Source organism: Lysinibacillus sp. FSL L8-0312 (genome assembly GCF_038003285.1).
GTDB lineage: Bacteria > Bacillota > Bacilli > Bacillales_A > Planococcaceae > Lysinibacillus > Lysinibacillus fusiformis_D.
The window spans coordinates 3,735,183-3,753,531 of sequence record NZ_JBBOOV010000001.1 but is presented as its reverse complement, the minus strand read 5'-3'; the positions used below and the strand labels follow the sequence as shown (position 1 = coordinate 3,753,531).

14 protein-coding genes, 1 riboswitch and 1 other annotated feature are annotated in these 18,349 nt (G+C 38.1%); of the genes, 4 read left to right on the top strand and 10 right to left on the bottom strand.

All coding sequences use genetic code 11. From position 1 onward, the window contains the following. Positions 1-237: 237 nt before the first annotated feature. Positions 238-1,500, top strand: a complete 1,263-nt coding sequence (gene ilvA / locus MHI22_RS18905) for a threonine ammonia-lyase IlvA (protein WP_340812537.1) — start codon at positions 238-240, stop codon at positions 1,498-1,500. A 511-nt stretch (positions 1,501-2,011) separates the two neighbouring features. Here ilvA and MHI22_RS18900 read toward each other — a convergent pair. The 3 genes from MHI22_RS18900 to MHI22_RS18890 all read right to left on the bottom strand — a co-directional run bounded on the left by MHI22_RS18900 (position 2,012) and on the right by MHI22_RS18890 (position 4,934). Further along, positions 2,012-2,806 carry an ABC transporter ATP-binding protein gene (locus MHI22_RS18900; RefSeq protein WP_036117422.1) on the bottom strand — a complete coding sequence of 265 codons (795 nt, stop codon included), beginning with the start codon at positions 2,804-2,806 and terminating at the stop codon, positions 2,012-2,014. Continuing rightward, positions 2,799-3,827: an ABC transporter permease gene (locus MHI22_RS18895; RefSeq protein WP_340812536.1), complete on the bottom strand. Its 1,029-nt coding sequence runs from the start codon at positions 3,825-3,827 to the stop codon at positions 2,799-2,801. The genes MHI22_RS18900 and MHI22_RS18895 overlap by 8 nt, the downstream gene beginning before the upstream one ends. A gap of 84 nt (positions 3,828-3,911) precedes the next feature. Further along, positions 3,912-4,934: an ABC transporter substrate-binding protein gene (locus tag MHI22_RS18890; protein ID WP_340812535.1), complete on the bottom strand. Its 1,023-nt coding sequence runs from the start codon at positions 4,932-4,934 to the stop codon at positions 3,912-3,914. 320 nt (positions 4,935-5,254) lie between these two features. Further along, a riboswitch (PreQ1 riboswitch) is annotated at positions 5,255-5,299 on the top strand. Positions 5,300-5,305: 6 nt separating this feature from the next. On the opposite strand from MHI22_RS18890, the gene MHI22_RS18885 reads away from it, so the two are divergent. Continuing rightward, complete coding sequence (locus tag MHI22_RS18885; RefSeq protein WP_036117427.1) at positions 5,306-5,788, top strand: QueT transporter family protein; 483 nt, start codon at positions 5,306-5,308, stop codon at positions 5,786-5,788. A 71-nt stretch (positions 5,789-5,859) separates the two neighbouring features. After that, positions 5,860-6,059: a binding site (T-box leader), on the top strand. A 58-nt stretch (positions 6,060-6,117) separates the two neighbouring features. Beyond that, on the top strand, positions 6,118-7,281 hold the full coding sequence (gene trpB, locus MHI22_RS18880; RefSeq protein ID WP_340812534.1) for a tryptophan synthase subunit beta: 1,164 nt from the start codon (positions 6,118-6,120) through the stop codon (positions 7,279-7,281). A 228-nt stretch (positions 7,282-7,509) separates the two neighbouring features. Here trpB and MHI22_RS18875 read toward each other — a convergent pair whose 3' ends face one another. The 7 genes from MHI22_RS18875 to MHI22_RS18845 form a co-directional block, all read right to left on the bottom strand. Beyond that, positions 7,510-8,463 carry an L-threonine 3-dehydrogenase gene (locus MHI22_RS18875; protein ID WP_141903905.1) on the bottom strand — a complete coding sequence of 318 codons (954 nt, stop codon included), beginning with the start codon at positions 8,461-8,463 and terminating at the stop codon, positions 7,510-7,512. Positions 8,464-8,814: 351 nt separating this feature from the next. Beyond that, a complete protein-coding gene (locus MHI22_RS18870) occupies positions 8,815-10,485 on the bottom strand; it encodes a methyl-accepting chemotaxis protein (protein WP_271912321.1) in 1,671 nt (556 codons plus the stop codon). Between the two features lie 500 nt (positions 10,486-10,985). Continuing rightward, on the bottom strand, positions 10,986-11,966 hold the full coding sequence (locus MHI22_RS18865) for an N-acetylglucosamine kinase (protein WP_036117436.1): 981 nt from the start codon (positions 11,964-11,966) through the stop codon (positions 10,986-10,988). Between the two features lie 12 nt (positions 11,967-11,978). After that, positions 11,979-12,104, bottom strand: a complete 126-nt coding sequence (locus tag MHI22_RS18860) for a hypothetical protein (RefSeq protein ID WP_340812533.1) — start codon at positions 12,102-12,104, stop codon at positions 11,979-11,981. A 63-nt stretch (positions 12,105-12,167) separates the two neighbouring features. Next, positions 12,168-13,520: an aspartate aminotransferase family protein gene (locus tag MHI22_RS18855; protein ID WP_340810194.1), complete on the bottom strand. Its 1,353-nt coding sequence runs from the start codon at positions 13,518-13,520 to the stop codon at positions 12,168-12,170. A 21-nt stretch (positions 13,521-13,541) separates the two neighbouring features. Then, positions 13,542-15,071, bottom strand: coding sequence for a CoA-acylating methylmalonate-semialdehyde dehydrogenase (locus MHI22_RS18850; protein ID WP_330493604.1), 1,530 nt, complete (start codon positions 15,069-15,071; stop codon positions 13,542-13,544). Positions 15,072-15,094: 23 nt separating this feature from the next. After that, complete coding sequence (locus MHI22_RS18845) at positions 15,095-16,507, bottom strand: amino acid permease (RefSeq protein WP_058843621.1); 1,413 nt, start codon at positions 16,505-16,507, stop codon at positions 15,095-15,097. A gap of 223 nt (positions 16,508-16,730) precedes the next feature. Here MHI22_RS18845 and MHI22_RS18840 point away from each other — a divergent pair, with 223 nt between their 5' ends. Further along, positions 16,731-18,299 carry a PucR family transcriptional regulator gene (locus MHI22_RS18840; RefSeq protein WP_340812532.1) on the top strand — a complete coding sequence of 523 codons (1,569 nt, stop codon included), beginning with the start codon at positions 16,731-16,733 and terminating at the stop codon, positions 18,297-18,299. The last annotated feature ends 50 nt before the right edge of the window (positions 18,300-18,349 follow it).

Sequence of the window (18,349 nt, the reverse complement as noted above, 5' to 3'; positions counted from 1 at the left end):
CTAGTATATGCTTGACCATTTTTGTTATGAGAATTGTATTTATCCTGATTCAGCAAATGCTTTTTGTCCCAAAAGTAACGTTTCAGCAATTGCTCGAGGCATCATTTATTCGATAAAACGCTTACATCATAAAATAGACACGGAAAATTTAGAATTTACTAAAAATTAACCACCAAAAGCAAATAAAGTGTGCTATCATAGATAAATGTTTTAAACGTATAACGGAGGATGAATACTATGGAAGTTGCTGATACTAGAACCGTGCAAGTGGAGAATGTCCTGATTGCACATCATTTTTTAAAAGATGTAGTTGTCCATACACCACTACAAAAAAACGATTATTTATCCGAGAAATACGGAGCTACTATTTACTTTAAACGCGAAGATTTACAACATGTGCGCTCATTCAAGCTCCGAGGTGCCTATTATAAAATTAAAAAAATCGAGGAAGAAGCACGCAACGCTGGTGTTGTCTGTGCAAGCGCAGGCAATCATGCACAAGGTGTAGCTTATGCCTGTGCTCAATTAAAAATCCAGGCTAGCATTTTTATGCCTCAAACAACACCAAAGCAAAAAATAGACCAAGTGCGAATGTTTGGGCGCGAATTTGTAGAGATTATTTTAGCAGGCGATACGTTCGATGACTCTGCTGAAAGCGCCTTAAGCTATTGCGAAGAACACGATAAAATATTCATCCATCCATTCGATGATTTCGATGTCATTGCTGGTCAAGGAACTGTTGCAGTAGAAATTATGAATGACATGGAGGAGCCAATCGACTACGTCTTTGGCAGTATTGGTGGTGGCGGCTTAATGTCTGGCGTTTCTGCCTACGTTAAAAACCTCTCCCCTTCTACTAAAATTATTGGCGTAGAGCCCGCTGGTGCTGGCAGTATGAAAGCTGCTTTTGCTGAAGGGGGCGCTGTGGCTCTTAATTGGATTGATAAATTCGTCGATGGCGCTGCCGTAAAATGCGTCGGCCATCACACTTATGATGTTTGTCGCCGCTATTTAGACGACATTATTCTTGTACCAGAAGGCAAAGTTTGTACAACGATTTTAGATCTATATAATAAACATGCCATTATTGCCGAGCCTGCTGGGGCACTATCAGTGGCAGCTCTTGATTTTTATAAAGAAGAAATTAAAGGGAAATCAGTCGTGGTCATTATTAGCGGTGGTAATAATGATATTGGACGGATGCAGGAGATTAAAGAAAAGTCGCTTATTCACGAAGGCTTACTTTACTACTTCATCGTCAGCTTCCCTCAGCGCGCAGGGGCATTACGTCAATTCCTCACAAGCGTTGTAGGACCTAACGACGATATTACTACCTTTGAATACACAAAGAAAAACAATAAAGAAAGTGGTCCTGCCCTCGTTGGTATTGAGCTTGGCGATCAAGCGGATTATGAAGGGCTGCTTGCACGAATGGATGAATTCGGCTTCAAATACAAAGAAGTAAACAACGACATTCAACTATTTGGCTTACTCGTTTAAAATGAAGAGTCTCACTTCTCAGCAAGTGAGACTTTTTTATTGTGATAAAGTTTATCAATCGTTTTTATTACCCTAAATAAAAAACATTCAAACTAGTGCATGAGCGTTATATATATTGTTGAAAAAAATAATATCACCTGCGGAAAGTGACATTCTGGCAATGCGAGGGGTTAATCTCCGTTCCGCCAGCTTCCGATAGCCCCGCTTCACTCGCTCCAGCTTCTCCTATATGACGCTAAATCCCCTAGGAGTGACGCTGGCTCCACTCCAATCAACTATTCTGCAAATGTGTCTTTTCATTTTCTTTCATACTAACAGTAGTGAACCCCTTTGCTCAATTTATGGGTTGGAGTGGAAGGCTACTTGACTCCCGTGGGATAGATCGGCATTCCCCCCACAGGAAATCAAGTAGCCTGCAACGGACATTCATTTTCACCATTGACAAAAATGCTATTGATGGATTTTTTAACACTATAAAAAATGCCCATACAAGTGTATGAGCGTTTTGTCATTAACCTAATAAAGCGCGGTCTGAATTCATTTTTTCCCCACGAATGCGTTCAAATTCGGCCATTAAATCTGGGATCGTTAATTCATGCTTACGGTCTTCAGCAACCTCTAAAATAATTTGGCCTTTGTCCATCATAATAAGACGATTCCCTAAATCCAAAGCTTGTTGCATATTGTGCGTTACCATTAATGTCGTTAACTGATCTTTTTCAACTAAATACTTCGTAATACGGGTAATTAATTCTGCACGTGATGGATCAAGTGCAGCCGTATGCTCATCCAGCAATAAAATAGAGGGCTTTGTGAAAGTAGCCATTAACAGTGACAATGCTTGCCGTTCCCCACCTGAAAGTAAGCCTACTTTTGCAGAAAGCCGATCTTCCAGATTTAAACCAAGCATTTCTAATGATTCTTTGAACAAGGTACGACGCTTTTTGTCCACACCGATGTGCAGTCCTCTACCCTTATTTCGTGAATAGGCCAGTGCTAAGTTTTCTTCAATTGTCATCGTAGGAGCTGTTCCCGCCATTGGGTCTTGGAACACACGACCAATGTATTGAGAGCGTTTATATTCAGGCAAATTCGTGACATCATTACCATCAATAGAAACTGTGCCAAAATCAGGTGTTAAGGCGCCTGAAATCATATTCATCATCGTTGATTTCCCTGCACCGTTACTACCAATGATTGTCACAAAATCACCTGGCTTTAAGTGTAGATTAATCTCTGCTAGTGCAATTTTTTCATCTGGTGTTCCTTCATTAAACACCTTATTAATACCATGTAATTTAAGCAAGACCTTTTCCTCCTTGCTCTACTGTTTTTACTCGTGACAGCTCTGCAGCACGCTTCGCCTTACGTTTACGTTCCTTACTCTTATTGATAAATTGTGGTAAGATCAGCGCCAAAATAACGATGATAGCCGTAATTAATTTCATATCTCCTGAATCAAGGAAATCTACACGTAATGCTAATGCTAAAATAATACGGTAAATGATAGCTCCTGCAATGACTGCAAAAGTTGTACGGATAATGGTCTTTGTCCCAAAAATGGCTTCACCAATAATAACCGATGCAAGACCGATGACAATCATACCAATCCCCATACTAACATCGGAGAACTTCGAATATTGTGCGATTAAAGCTCCAGAAAATGCGACAAGCGCATTGGAAAGTCCAAGCCCTAAAATGATAAGTGTATCTGTATTTGCAGAGAAGCTACGAATCATTCGTTTATTATCACCAGTTGCTCGGATAGCTAGCCCGACCTCAGTCTTCAAGAACCAGTCTGCTATTAACTTAATTAAAATCGTGATGATTAATACGACTATCAGCACACTCCATGTATTTGGTACATGCTGAAAGCCCATGCCTTTTAATAGGTTATTGAGAGCAGCATCGATCCCTAAATCACTCCAAAATGCTTGAAACTTTGAAAAAATCGTTTCTGAGTTTAATAGTGGAATATTCGGGCGACCTATCGTATTTTCTGCAGTTAACCCCATGATGCGCAGGTTAATCGAGTATAACGCAATCATCATTAAAATCCCTGATAATAGTGGATTAATCTTTCCTTTCGTGTGAAGAATTCCTGTCATACATCCAGCAATAAATCCAGCAACAATTGCCACTAAAGTCGCTAAGATTGGGGAGTAGCCAAGCAAAACCATTGTTGCTGCAGTTGCCGCCCCTGTTACAAAGCTTCCATCAACCGTTAAATCCGGAAAATCTAACACCCGAAACGTTAAATATACACCAAGTGCCATAATTGCATAGATGATTCCTTGCTCCACTGCGCCAAATAATGCTAAAAACATCGTTGAATCATCTCCTAAATCTTTTTATTATTTCTACTGCTTATAAATGAAGATAAAGCGGGGATAGTTCTCCCCCGCTTCCATTTATTTTTCTAGAAGTTCTGCACCCCAAGAATCTTTTATTTCAATTCCTAAATCATCCGCTACTTTTTTATTGATTAATAGTTTCAGATTTTGCGGATATTGTGCTGGCGTCTCGGCAGGTGTTGCTTCACCTTTTAAAATTTTCACAGCCATTTGACCAGCCTCATAACCAATATCGAAATATTCAAAACCATAAGCAGCTAAACCGCCTCGTGCAACAGAGTCTAGCTCTCCCACAACAAGTGGTAATTCATTTGTATTGGCAACATCAATAACAGACTCTAAAGCAGAAACTACTGTATTATCAGTAATAATATAGAAAGCCTCTACCTTACCAATTAGTGATTCTGTTGCTTGTTTTACATCTGCCGAAGTAGATGCTGACGCTTCTACTACTGTTAAGCCTTGTTCATCCATCACCTTTTTCACTTCTTTAACTTGTGCAACAGAGTTTTGCTCACCAGCATTGTAGACCATCCCTACTTTTTTGGCGCCAAGCTCTTTTAGGAATGCGACTGTTTTAGAAATCGTTTCAGGATGTAAATCAATTGTTCCTGTAACATTTTTTCCTGGCTTCTCCATTGATTCGATTAACTGTGCACCAACAGCATCTGTGACAGATGTGAAGATAATTGGAATATCACTTGTGGCTGTTGCCGCTGCTTGTGCAGAAGGTGTGGAGTTAGCAAAAATTAAATCTACGTTTGCACTTACTAGATTGTTAGCAATCGTTGTGTTAAGACTGTTATCTCCTTGTGCAATTTGTGGATCGTAGTCAACTTTTAAGCCAGCATCTTCAATTGCCTTTTTAAAGCCTTCCGTTGCTGCGTTTAATGATGGATGCTCTACAATTTGAGTAATCCCGATTTTATATGTTTTATCCTCTGTATTCCCGCTCTCACTTGCATTGTTTGATTCATTCCCTTTTGAATCTGTTGAACTAGATCCGCCACTACCGCAAGCAGCAAGTAGTAACACTAATCCAAAAAGAAGGAATGAAAGCTTTTTTACACTGTTCTTCACAAATAATCCCCCCGATTATACTCTCAATATCTATCACACTTTATCCAAACAAAGTGTGAATGTATCGCTATATTATCGTTATTATCAAGCTCCGTCAACAACATTATGAATGTTCTGACTTTTAAAACTGACGAAACATTTTAGTTTTTCATTCAATTTGCCGCTTTAAACCGCTAAACTACGCTATTTTAGTTAATTGCTTTCTTTTTAAAAAATAGTAAAAAATATTTATGACAATTTTACGAAGTGTGTCATATAGACAAAAAGTCTGACATTTGACTTCTGCTAGATATCTATAATAAAATATTATCTTGTGTGAAAGCACCGTGGTTCGTAACCATCCCACGCAAAAAAACTAAGGAGAAATGAATATGAAGATAAAATTTTTAGCAGCAAGTGGTATTATTGCAGCGCTATATATTGCGGTGACAATGCTTGTTGCACCGTTTGGTTTTACAGAGGTACAATTCCGTGTATCTGAAATGTTTAACCATTTGGTTGCCTTTAACCCACGCTTTGCCGTAGGGATCATTATTGGTGTATTGATCTCTAATCTATTTTCACCACTTGGCATTTACGATTTAGTGTTTGGTGTTGGTCATTCGATGATTACACTTGGACTGTTCATTTTAATCTGTAAATATGTCAAAAATATTTGGGCACGTTTAATTATTAATACATTATTATTTACTTGCACAATGTTTATTATTGCCTTCGAGTTGAATTTGGCCTTAGAACTACCATTCTTCTGGACTTGGCTAACAGTGGCGGCAGGTGAATTTGTTGTGTTAGCTGTTGGTGCACCGATTATGTATGCACTCAATAAACGCCTTCACTTTCATCATTTGATTTAACAGACGAGTCTTTTTAGATTCGTCTTTTTTTCTTGACACTATTCTGAAAATAAACTACAATTCTTTCTAATATAAATGCAAGGAAGAAGAGTAGTAGCAAGCATGGTTACTTTCAGAGAGCTGGTGAATGGTGCAAACCAGTAGTAGATACTTGTGAATGGACTTCAGAGCAGCCTTATTAAATGTAAGGCCGATTCACTCCCCGTTATCGGAGTAAGAAAGCGCGCAAAAATTGCGAATGAAGGTGGCACCACGGTTACTCGTCCTTTTTAAGAGGATTAGAGTGGCTTTTTTTTATGGAAAAATTAGCATAGAGGAGTCGAGTAAAGATGAGTAAAGTAGTAGAGAAAAAAGGTTATTTCGGAGAATTTGGCGGAAGCTTTGTTCCAAAGGAGCTTCAAAATGTCTTAACTATTCTAGATGAGCATTTCCAAAAGTTTAAAGATGATGAAGAATTTAAAAAAGAATTGGATTACTATTTCCGTGAGTATGTTGGTCGTAAATCCCCACTTTATTTTGCAGAAAATTTAACAAAGCAATTGGGTGGCGCAAAAATTTATTTAAAACGTGAAGATCTTAACCATACAGGCTCACATAAAATTAATAATGTATTGGGACAGATTTTACTAGCCAAACGTATGAGGGCAAATCGCGTTATTGCCGAAACAGGTGCAGGTCAACATGGTGTAGCAACTGCGACTGCTTGTGCCATGTTTGGAATGGATTGCACTATTTATATGGGCTTAGAGGATACAAAACGTCAAGCATTGAACGTGTTTCGCATGGAGCTTCTTGGCGCGAAAGTAGTAGCTGTTGATAAAGGGCAAGGACGTTTAAAGGATGCAGTTGATGAAGCATTCGCTGACTTAGTCGAAAACTATGAAACAACGTTTTACTTATTAGGTTCAGCAGTTGGGCCACATCCCTTCCCATCAATGGTTAAACACTTCCAATCTGTGATTAGTCGCGAAAGTCGTGAACAGATTTTAGAAAAAGAAGGAAAGCTACCAGCAGCGATCCTTGCCTGTGTTGGCGGTGGCAGTAATGCCATTGGAGCATTTGCAGACTACATTGCAGATGAACAGGTTCGTCTTATTGGAATAGAGCCAGATCAAGCTGCTACATTAAACGAAGGTTCGCCCGGAGAGCTACATGGCTTCAAATGCTTAGTATTACAGGATGCAGACGGCAATCCACTACCAACCTATTCAATAGCTGCTGGTTTAGATTACCCTGGAGCAGGTCCAGAACATAGTCATTTAAAAACAATTGGCCGTGCTGAGTATGTGACTGTGACAAACAAAGAAGTCCTTGAGGCATTTCAAGTACTTTCGAAGGTTGAAGGGATTATTCCTGCCCTTGAGAGCTCACATGCGGTCGCACATGCTCTAAAATTAGCACCAACTTTATCATCTGAAGAAAGCATTATTATTAATATCTCAGGTCGTGGTGATAAAGACGTGGAACAGGTTTTCCACATGTTAACTAAATAATTCAATAAAAGAGCAACTTCCATAAAAGGAAATCGCTCTTTTAACTATATCAATGATCTAGGTATATTTCGGCAATACTATCACAAAGCTTAGCTTTTAGGAACTGTCAATATTCAGAACACTAATATATTTCAGTTACGTAATTTAATCTATGTATGCCAACAATTCTCTTTTACAGACACATAAAAAAACGGATGTAGACTAATTCTACATCCGTTCCTTTAACGATTAGGAAATTGCCTTTTTATGCAGTTTCATTTTTAGTTTTTCTAACATATCTATCGTCATTTTGGCTAAATCATACTCTGCTTTGAAGCCCCACTCTTTTTGAGCTGCGTCAATATTTAAAGAGTTTGGCCAGCTGTCTGCAATCGCTTGACGCACTGGATCAACCTGATAATCCATTGTGAAATTTGGTAAATGCTTCTTGATTTCAGCTGCGATTTGTGATGGTTCAAAGCTCATCGCTGTAATATTAAAGGCATTGCGATGAACGAGCTTACTACCATCTGCCTCCATTAAATCTACAATAGCTTGTAAGGCATCTGGCATGTACATCATATCCATAAACGTACCTTCCTGAATATAAGATGTGTACTTACCTTGCTCAATTGCTTCATAGAAAATTTCTACTGCATAATCAGTTGTACCACCACCTGGAGGTGTTACATAAGAAATTAATCCAGGGAAACGTACACCACGTGTATCAACACCAAAACGATTGAAGTAATAATCGCATAATAATTCACCCGCTACCTTATTTACACCATACATAGTTGTTGGACGTTGCAAAGTATCCTGCGGTGTATCTTCCTTCGGTGTAGATGGACCAAATGCTCCAATTGAACTTGGCGTGAAAAATTGCATATTTAACTCACGAGAAACTTCCAATGCATTCATTAAACCACCCATATTTAAATTCCAAGCTAACAATGGATTTCTTTCAGCTGTGGCTGATAGTAATGCTGCTAAATGCATCATCGTATCTGCACCAAAGTCCTTTGCTAAATCGTGCATTCTTTGTCCATCTGTCACGTCCAATATTTCAAATGGGCCCTTAGTATGTTCAAGCTTTCTAATGTCTGTAGCAAGTATATTGTCCTCTCCATAAATACCACGAAGTTTTTCTACAAGCTCAGAACCAATTTGACCAAGTGCCCCAGTAACAATAATCTTTTTCATTTCTCAAAACCTCCACATATGAACAATTGTACTTGCTGAAAGTACAAATATATATTGATAAACATTGATTTAATAACACTTTCAATGAAACTCATTATAATGTGTTCGTTTTGAAAATACAACAATTATATTAATAATATTCATTAAAAGGAACATATAATCCCTTACTTCCAGTATATGAGCACTCAAAAAATATTGTGCTACAAAAATATACAAAATACAATTGTACACCTCAAAAATACAAAAAATTAAATCTTTCATAAACTAGTTTTGTAACCACGCAAAAAAAGAACCTTCTTTGCTAATTTCCGCAAAAAAGACTCCTTTTCAACATTATTCTTTAATATTAAATTAGATTGAAAAACGTTTAACAGCAATTTGCAAAACTTTTGATACTTTGCGCAATTCTTTAATGTAATTATGGAATTGTTGTTGAGCTGTTAATTGATCTGCTGTTAATGTAGCAACATGCTTAGTGGATACAGCATTCGTATCCGATATAGCTGTTAACATAACCGCATCCTCACTCACCTTTTGGGTGTGAGTGGCTATCTCTTGAACTGTAGCAGATACTTCCATCATATAAGGCTTGATTGTATGTACTTTTTCTAAAATTTGATCAAAACTTGTCGCTGTTTGTCCTGTTACGGCAACACCTTTTTCAGTAGCCAACAACACGCCCTCCATCATTTGTACTGCATAGCTCGAATCTAAATGGATGTTTTGTACAATGGATGTAATCGTTTGTGTTGATTGGACTGTTTGTTCCGCAAGCTTCCGCACCTCATTGGCTACAACTGCAAACCCCTTTCCATGTTCTCCTGCTCTTGCTGCTTCAATGGATGCGTTTAACGCTAGTAAGTTGGTTTGTGCTGTTATTTTTTCTATGACCTCAATCATTTGATCGATTGATGAGGCACGCTCAACCAAGTTAAAGATAGCTGTATTCGATTTTTCTACGGCCTGCTTAATCACTTGCATTTGCATTAAATTAGCCTGTACAATTTCAGTTCCACTCTCAGCATCTCTTGCTGTTTGATGCGCAAAGCTTTCCACGACCTGCACTTTTTCTAAAATGACTTGTACATCATTTAAAACTTCCTCTAAAGAAGCAGTATTGGAAGCCAATTTACTAGTAGAAGCAGCCGTTGAATCTGAAATAGATTGTACATCTTTTGCTATTTTTAACGTTGTTGTTGATGATTGCTCTGAGGATCCTTGCAATTTACCTGTCATTTCTTCTACTTCATAGGCGCTGTCCGTTACAGTATGGAGTAGGTGTTTTACCTCTGTGACCATTTGATTGTAAGACAGTACTACCTCACCAAGCTCATCATGGGCAACATAACTTGCATTCGCAGTGAAATCGCCTTGTTCTGCTCGTTTTAATAATGATTTCAATTGACGTGTTGGTACATTGACTGCCTTAGTTGCGATAAATCCTATCAGAATGACAAGCAACACCACTGCTAAGCATACGCCACCTAGTAACCAATAACCAAATTGCACATCTTGTTGATAATACTTCTGTTGATCCTTCGCTTTTTCAACCAAATAATTTTGTGTTTCTTCTAATAATGTATGGCTTTCCTGACTTATTGGTAGAAATGTCAGCGAATAGAACTGCTCTAGCTCACCTTGGTTCAATTGCTTATAACTCTCAATCAATTCTCCTTGTTTCTTCAGCAAGGATTTAAATTTTTTAATTTGATGACTCATTTTTTTATCAATTTCTTGGCTATCCAATTGCTTTAAAGGCTGTGCCATCTCTTTTAAAATAACCGTCATTTCTTGATAGTCACCCTGAGCATCTACGATAAAATCTAATTGACGCTGTGATTCTTCTAGCTCATTCAGCCAACCGATTGGGACAAGTCCCTGTGTGTAACTCTCACTTGCATGCCACGACATCTTCCTTAAATAATCCACACTAAATACACCCAGCAATACATTCGATAATACACAAACAATCATGAGTACAAGTAACTTGTCCTTCACCTTTATGAAACGGAAAAAATGCATGATCCTTGGCTCCTCCTCCAACTCTTACCAATAATGATAGTATGAAGATATAAAGCCAGTGTTATGTTTTTGTAAAGATTGCAAGAAGAATTAAGAATTTATGCCCATTATCTAGTTTTATATAGGTAATTTACCACACAAATAACTCCCTACCATTGATCCTTAATTATACTATTTCTGCCACCGTAACCTTCCATGCATTCCAAACGTTTATCGTATTAATAAAGAATGGAGGTATTATATTTGTCTCAACTCAAGAGGTTGGATGTAAGTTTAATAGTTCATTTTCTTCTACTAGGTGGGATTAGCTGTCTTTTTGTCCACTCCAGTAGTGTAAATTAAGCTCCTTCATCATCAATATTATCGAACATCATGCTTATGGGAATTGTTATGACTATTCATAAGTCTTATAAAGGTAATATGTTTAAAGTAGAGGACTAACAAAATGCAAGTAGAGAAAAGACCTTCCTATTCTCTACTTGCTAAATTAAAAGGGGGGATTAATTAGTTAAAAACTCCTTAATACTAGCATTATATTGATCGATAAATATTTTCGCTTCATTATTAGGTAGTTTTAATGCGGCTAATGCGGCACCGCCAACTGGTAGGCTATAAGCACCCATAAAGTCATACTGATTGCTATTATTTTTATCAATGGAGGCTAATTTTTCAATAAATAACGTCAATTCATTAAAAACTCCACCAGCTAGCACGACTTTGACACGCGTATCTGAAAACGGATTTTTTTTGTAACAAGCATCTATACTTTGATAAAAAACATGGCACACTTGATCCAGAATCGTGTTCGCTACAGCATCACCTCTTTTAGCGCAATCAATGGCAATCTTACTTAAAGGAGAGATTGTATCTCTCGGATGTCCTTTTCCATAAACAATTTCAATTATTTGTGGAATGGATTGTAATTGAAAATAATTTAATACTGCGGATGTGAGGCTCGTTTCTGGCCCTCTTTTATCAAATGCTTTAAACACCGCTTTTAATGTGCGAATACCAATATCATAGCCACTGCCTTCATCATCAAAAATATAGCCCCATCCTGCCGTACGCTCAACTCTGCCAGACGAATCTATACTTAATGTAATTGCACCTGTACCAGAAATCTGTACAATGCCAGACTGACCTAATGTACCAGCATACAGCGCGTTCAACCCATCATTCGACAGTGATAATTGACAGCCTTCAGGTAATAGCGAGGTTAGTAATGTGTGGGTAATCTCCTCATTATTATTTTCCGTTACGCCAGATAGTCCCGCATGGCACTTCGTAATTTGATGAAAATCATAAGGTTGTTGTCTTTTTAAATCATTTATTAGTTCTGTTATCGTCTGCGTAAATTGCTCTAAGCTCATAGATGTGGGATTACTTTTACCTGTTTCTGCTAGTGCTATAACTTGCCCACGAAATGTTGAGATTGTCGCAATTGTTTTTGTTCCACCACCGTCAATTGCCAAAACATACAAGTACCTTCACCTCTATACGATTTTAATTGTAGAAACAATTTCTCCTACTTCCTGCCCTGCGTCATTACGCACAAATGAAGGAGACAAGGCTTTAATACGCTCAATCGTTTCTTGATTTGTATACTGAATTTGTTCCATCTAGTTGACATCTACCACCCACCGCTAATTACTCCAAGGCTTTTAGAACCATATCAATATTCTTTACAGCTTATTTACACTATCCACAACCACATCGAGTATACGATCAAGATCTTCTTGTACAATATTAAGTGGTGGTGATAGCGTTAAGACATTATTAAACCCTGCAACAGTTGCTCCATTTTTTCCAATGATAACCCCTTGTTCTTTACATTTGGCAATGACAGCATTCACCTTCTCCACTGGTAAAGGTTCTTTCGAGACTTTATCTGCAACTAATTCAATCCCAATTAATAAACCTTTGCCACGCACATCTCCTACATTTGGATGATGCTGCAATTGTTGCTGCAATGTTTGTAGTGTTGCAGCGCCAATTTCCTTGGAACGCTCAAACAACGCTTCTTGCTCAAGAATTTCAATATTTTTTAATGCAACTGCACATGCCACAGGAGAGCCTCCAAATGTATTCACATGGCGGAAATAGCTGTATGCATCTGAGCCCTTAAACGCCTCATAAATTTCACGCTTCACGGCTGTTGCTGATAATGGTAAATAGGCACTTGTAATTCCTTTAGCCATCGTAATTATATCTGGCTTAACACCGTAGTTCATAAATCCAAAAGGCTTACCTGTTCGACCAAAGCCACAAATAACCTCATCCACAATCAGTAAAGCACCATGCCTTTTACACACTTCCTCAATGCCTTTTAAATAATTCTCTGGAGGCATAATGACACCGCCACCTGTAATAATAGGCTCTAAGATCATAGCCGCAATTGTGTCACTCAGTTCCCATGTCATCGTTTTATCTACAGCCTTTACACTCGCTAAATCCAATGGCGCAATAGCATCGCTTTCATGCTCACGATATTGATCAGGTGGTGCGACATGGATAAAACCTGGAGATAGTGGCTCGTATTTATATTTGCGCTCCGCCTGCCCCGTTGCCGCTAAAGCCCCAAAGGAGTTACCATGATAAGCACGGTAGCGTGAGACAATTTTATAGCGTGAGCTTTGTCCTTTTTGCTGATGGTATTGCCGAGCAATTTTAAAGGCTGTTTCATTCGCCTCTGATCCACTATTGGAGAAGAAAATAACGTAATCTCCACCAAGTAGTTCATTTAGCTTCTCAGCTAATTCCACTGCAGGCAAATGACCCTGAGATAATGGTGCATAAGCATTTTTCATCATTTGCTCATGTGCCGCATCTGCTAACTCTTTCCGTCCATAGCCAACATTGACACACCAAAGCCCTGCCATTGCATCAATATATTCCACACCATCTGTATCCATAATTCTTGCACCATCAGACCTTTCTACTACATATGTGGCTTGCGGATTATATGGTTTCATAGAATGCCAAACATATTGCTCATCCTTGGATAATACATCACTTTTAAGATTTGTCTGTGTCATCATCAAACACCCCTCACTATATTAGTTTTTCGCATCATTATTACTTGGGAACGCAAAGGAACTTGTTGTATCCTCCGTTTCATCTGGCCAGCGCTCAGAAATCGTTTTGGCCTTTGTAAAGAACCTTGCCTGATCTGGGCCAAACATATGCCCTTCACCAAACTTAGAACGTTTCCATCCACCAAAGTTATGATAGCCAACAGGGATTGGTATAGGTACGTTCACACCTACCATGCCGACTTCTATTTCCTCTTGGAATTTCCGTGCTGCTGCTCCACTGCTTGTAAACATGGTTACCCCATTGCCAAGCTCATGGTTATTGATTAAATCTATTGCCTCTTGTAATGAGTCCACCCCTACAACAATACGTGCTGGACCAAAGACCTCTTCTTTAAAGATCTTCATTTCCGATGTGACATTATTAAGGAGGGTTGGGCCAAGATAAAAGCCATTTGACGTTTCACATACTTTCGGATTTCTTCCGTCAATCACAAGATTTGCCCCTTCAGTGACTGCCTCATCGATAGAACGAATAATCGTTCCTTTCGACTCTTTAGTGATGACTGGTCCGAAATCGACGTCTTTTTCTGTATAGGGTCCAACCTTTAGTTGAGAGATTTTATTTTTTAATAGTTCCGTAAACCGTTGTTCGGTATCTTTGCCTACAACAAGTGCACCTGAAATCGCCATACAGCGCTGTGATGCTGCACCATACGCTGCTCCTAAAAAGGCATTCGCCGTTTGTTCTAGGTTGGCATCTGGCATCACAATCATAAAGTTCTTCCCACCACCAAATGCCGCAACACGTTTATTGTGCTTTGTTCCTGTTTGATAAATATATTCAGCAACAGGTGTTGAGCCAACAAATGAGATAGCTTGAATCTCTTTATTTTCTAATAGTTCATTGACAGCCTCTTTATCTCCATTGACAACAGTCCAAATGCCATCTGGTAAACCTGCCTCTTTCCATAATTGACTTATATAGAGAGCGGACATCGGTACGCGCTCTGATGGCTTTAATATAACGGCATTTCCTACTGCCACAGCCATGCTTGTAATCGCAAGCGGTACCATAACAGGGAAATTAAATGGTGCGATAGTTGCCACTACGCCGAGTGGTGATTTGGCAGAAAAGGCATTTATATTACCACCTACATTGACTGAGTACTCTCCTTTTAGCATTTGCGGTGCACTGATCGCCATATCAACGGATTCAATACCACGAACGATTTCACCTTTTGCATCGTCCTTTGTTTTACCACTTTCCTGACAAATCACATCGATAAGCTCTTCCTGTTTTTCTACTAACAACTGACGGAATCGATGTAACACTTCTACCCGTTTACCAATTGATCGTTTTTTCCATGCTGGAAAGGCTTCTTTTGCAAGCTGAATAGCATGCTTTACCTCATCTCTTGAAGCAAGTGGTACTGTTGCAATAACCTCTCCTGTTGATGGATTATAAACCTCTGAAAATCGGCCACTTGTACCAGCTACCTCTTCCCCTTGGATAAAATGTGTGAGCGTTTTCATTTCTTGCTGAACTGTCATAATTAGACCACTCCTTTATCGTATTATTGTTCAAAATCGAATTCTTCTTTGCTAAAAATAGAACTTGATTCATCGGGTTGTTTAATCGTTTTTTTCTTTTGAGTAAGTACATAGAAAATCATCACAATAGCGACGACAACGCATGTAAATAAAATTTGTGAGCGCATAGACTCTATAAAGAACATCGCCATTAATAAAGCTGTTGTAGCGAGTATTGTGAAATACGTTAAATAAGGGAAAAACCACATCTTCACCTTTAATAGCTCTAAATTTTCTTGTTCAATCTTGCGTCGCATTCTTAATTGTGAAAAGGCAATGATTAAATAAAGTATTAAAGTAATCGCACTACAAGAGCTCAGTAAAAACATAAAAACTTTATCTGGTGAAACATAATTCATAATAACTGCAATATACGAGAAAAATGTTGCTGCTAAAATGGCATTGACAGGTGCACCCTTTTTGTTTAATTTTAAAAATGCTTTTGGCGCTTCTCCCTTTTCTGCTAAAGAAAATACCATGCGTGATGTTGCATAAAGTGCTGAATTTAAACACGATAGCACCGCTGTTAACACAACAAAATTCATAATTTGTGCGGCAGCAGGAATTCCAATATAATCGAGTACCGCTACATAAGGACTTGTTAAAATATCGGAGGAATGCCAAGGCAATAGCGTTACTACAACCGCTATAGAGCCCACATAGAAAATTAAAATCCGCCAAGTAATGGAATTGGTAGCTTTCGTTACAGCAGCTAATGGTTCATCTGATTCACCAGCAGCAATGGCCACAATTTCTGTTCCCATGAAGGAGAAAATAACAATGACGACACCCATTAGAACAGCACCAAAACCATTAGGTAAAAAACCACCTTGCCCGACTAGATTGGTCATACCTACAGCATTAAAGTTTGGGGCGATGCCAAAAATAATGAAGGCACCAAGACCAAGGAAAACCACTATACTTGCAACCTTAATAAGAGAGAACCAATACTCAAACTCACCAAATGCTTTGACAGAAAGAACATTCGTTAAAGTAAGTGCTACGGTTAGTAACAAACTTAATAGCCATAAAGGCATCCCGTCATACCAATATTGAATAATGGCTGCCGCTGCTGTTGCTTCTAGTGCAATCGCAATGACCCAGAAAAACCAGTACAGCCATCCAATCATAAAACCTGCCCACGGGCCAATGGCTTCATGCGCATAATGTGCAAATGAGCCACTCGTTGGATTAACAGCTGCCATTTCGCCTAGCATACGCATAACTAAAATAACGATAATTCCTGCAAATATATACGATAAAATGGCTCCTGGACCAGCTAAATTAATAACTGAACCACTCCCCATAAATAGGCCAGCACCGATTACTCCTGCAATAGCAATCATCGTCATATGCCGCTTCTTTAACCCTCTTTGTAAATGCGTTTGTTGCTCCATATCTGTCACCCCTTTTAGTAGATTGCTTGATCGCTTACAAAAATTTTACATGTTTCATAACGTTGAAGTAATAGACAAACTGTAAAATTATATACTTTTGTTTTAAACATAATGTAAAATAGACTAAATATTCTTAAAATACCATATCCACGAATTTATAAGAAAATATAAATCATCAGACAGAAAAAAATATACAATGCATACAACTAAGGGAGGGGCTAAATTGAGTCCGTTTCAACTTAAAGTACTAGATGTTTTGGAAAATAAGTATTTTCATAAGGCAGAGGTTGTGGCAGGTCATGAAGGATTATCAAGGATTATCAAATGGGTACATGTTCTTGAAATCGTACAGGTTGATCATTTTTTAGTTGGTGAGGAGTTAGTATTAACAACAGGAATTAGTCTCCAGCATAGTATCGCTAATTTTACCGCATTTGTAGAAGCCATCATTCAAAAAAATTGTGCTGCTCTTTGTATTGAGTATGGCTCTTATATTCAGACCGTTCCAAAAGCAATACTAGCACTGGCAAACCGGCATCAGTTTCCCATTATTGTTTTTCATGAGGCAGTTCCTTTTGTTCGTATTACGCAGGATTTACATAGCCAAATTATCAATCAGCAATATTTAATGATTTCTTCGCTAGAATCTTATGCACAAGCTTTGAACAAAAATGCTGTCTTAGGACAAAACACAGAAGATATTTTACAAAATATGTATAATGAATTAAAAACACAAATCATGTTTTCCATTAAGGGACGCAATCCTATCTTTTTCCCCAATACGACACACCAAAAACGACAGCAGCTATTAACATTGAACAAGTCTGCTCAGCAATTTAAACATGGGCCTATTTTTATCTTTGATCAGCATTATGCAAATTTAACACTCTATCGAGAGGATGGACTATTTTCAGAGTTTGAATTATTAATATTAGATCGTACAGCAACGGCGCTGGCACAGCTATTAATGCGAGAGTTTTATATTGAGGAAAAAAAGAATATTGAGGATGCTACAATTTTAGTCGATTGGATTGATCAAAAATTATCTAAGGAAGAAATCTATAAATTTATCGTTACACATTACGCGGGCTATACACAATCTAGTGGAGCTGTCTTTATTTTATCCTCTCCTACTACAGTGACAAAGACACAGGAGGATATGGTCTATAGTAAGCTTTATTATCGAAATCTCTTTGAGCAACATGGATTTATGCCATTTTTATTCGAAAGAAAAAGCTATATTATTTTTATTTTACTTCATACGAAAGACAGTAAAGCTATTCGTGACATATTGAATAGCATTTTTTCCACACTGCCCAATACCGACTTTTATAAAAAGCAGCAAGCACAAGGTTTTCAAATAGCCGTTGGAAAGGTTGTTTGCGATGTAGAAGAAATTCCTAAAAGCTATCAAACTGCTTTAGAAACTTTATATATTTGCCGCAAAGTGCAAACGTCCTCTTTCTTTTATGATGATTTGCATTTATATCATTTAATCTATAAATTACAAATGCAAGTGAATTTACAGGAAGTGATTTACGATTATTTACAGCCCGTTATTGAGTACGATAAAAAATACAATAGCAAGCTTCTTGAAACATTACAGGTTTATTTACAAACAAATGGCTCCAAGCAGCAAACAGCCAACCAATTATTTATTGTTCGTCAAACACTCTATCACCGCTTAAGAAAGCTTGAAGGTTTACTAGGTGAAAATTTCATGAAAGGACATAACCGCATTACATTAGAATTTATGCTATTGGCAAATTCATTGATTGAGGATAAGGGCTAGAAAAAAGATGGCACGCTCAAAAGATTACTCCCTCTTGAGCGTGCCCCTCT

Coding starts and splice junctions, on each gene's coding strand:
- ilvA (WP_340812537.1), top strand. CDS start 238: ATGGAAGTTGCTGATACTAGAACCGTGCAAGTGGAGAATGTCCTGATT.
- MHI22_RS18895 (WP_340812536.1), bottom strand. CDS start 3,827: ATGTTTTTAGCATTATTTGGCGCAGTGGAGCAAGGAATCATCTATGCA.
- MHI22_RS18885 (WP_036117427.1), top strand. CDS start 5,306: ATGAAGATAAAATTTTTAGCAGCAAGTGGTATTATTGCAGCGCTATAT.
- trpB (WP_340812534.1), top strand. CDS start 6,118: ATGAGTAAAGTAGTAGAGAAAAAAGGTTATTTCGGAGAATTTGGCGGA.
- MHI22_RS18875 (WP_141903905.1), bottom strand. CDS start 8,463: ATGAAAAAGATTATTGTTACTGGGGCACTTGGTCAAATTGGTTCTGAG.
- MHI22_RS18870 (WP_271912321.1), bottom strand. CDS start 10,485: ATGCATTTTTTCCGTTTCATAAAGGTGAAGGACAAGTTACTTGTACTC.
- MHI22_RS18860 (WP_340812533.1), bottom strand. CDS start 12,104: ATGGAACAAATTCAGTATACAAATCAAGAAACGATTGAGCGTATTAAA.
- MHI22_RS18855 (WP_340810194.1), bottom strand. CDS start 13,520: ATGACACAGACAAATCTTAAAAGTGATGTATTATCCAAGGATGAGCAA.
- MHI22_RS18850 (WP_330493604.1), bottom strand. CDS start 15,071: ATGACAGTTCAGCAAGAAATGAAAACGCTCACACATTTTATCCAAGGG.
- MHI22_RS18845 (WP_058843621.1), bottom strand. CDS start 16,507: ATGGAGCAACAAACGCATTTACAAAGAGGGTTAAAGAAGCGGCATATG.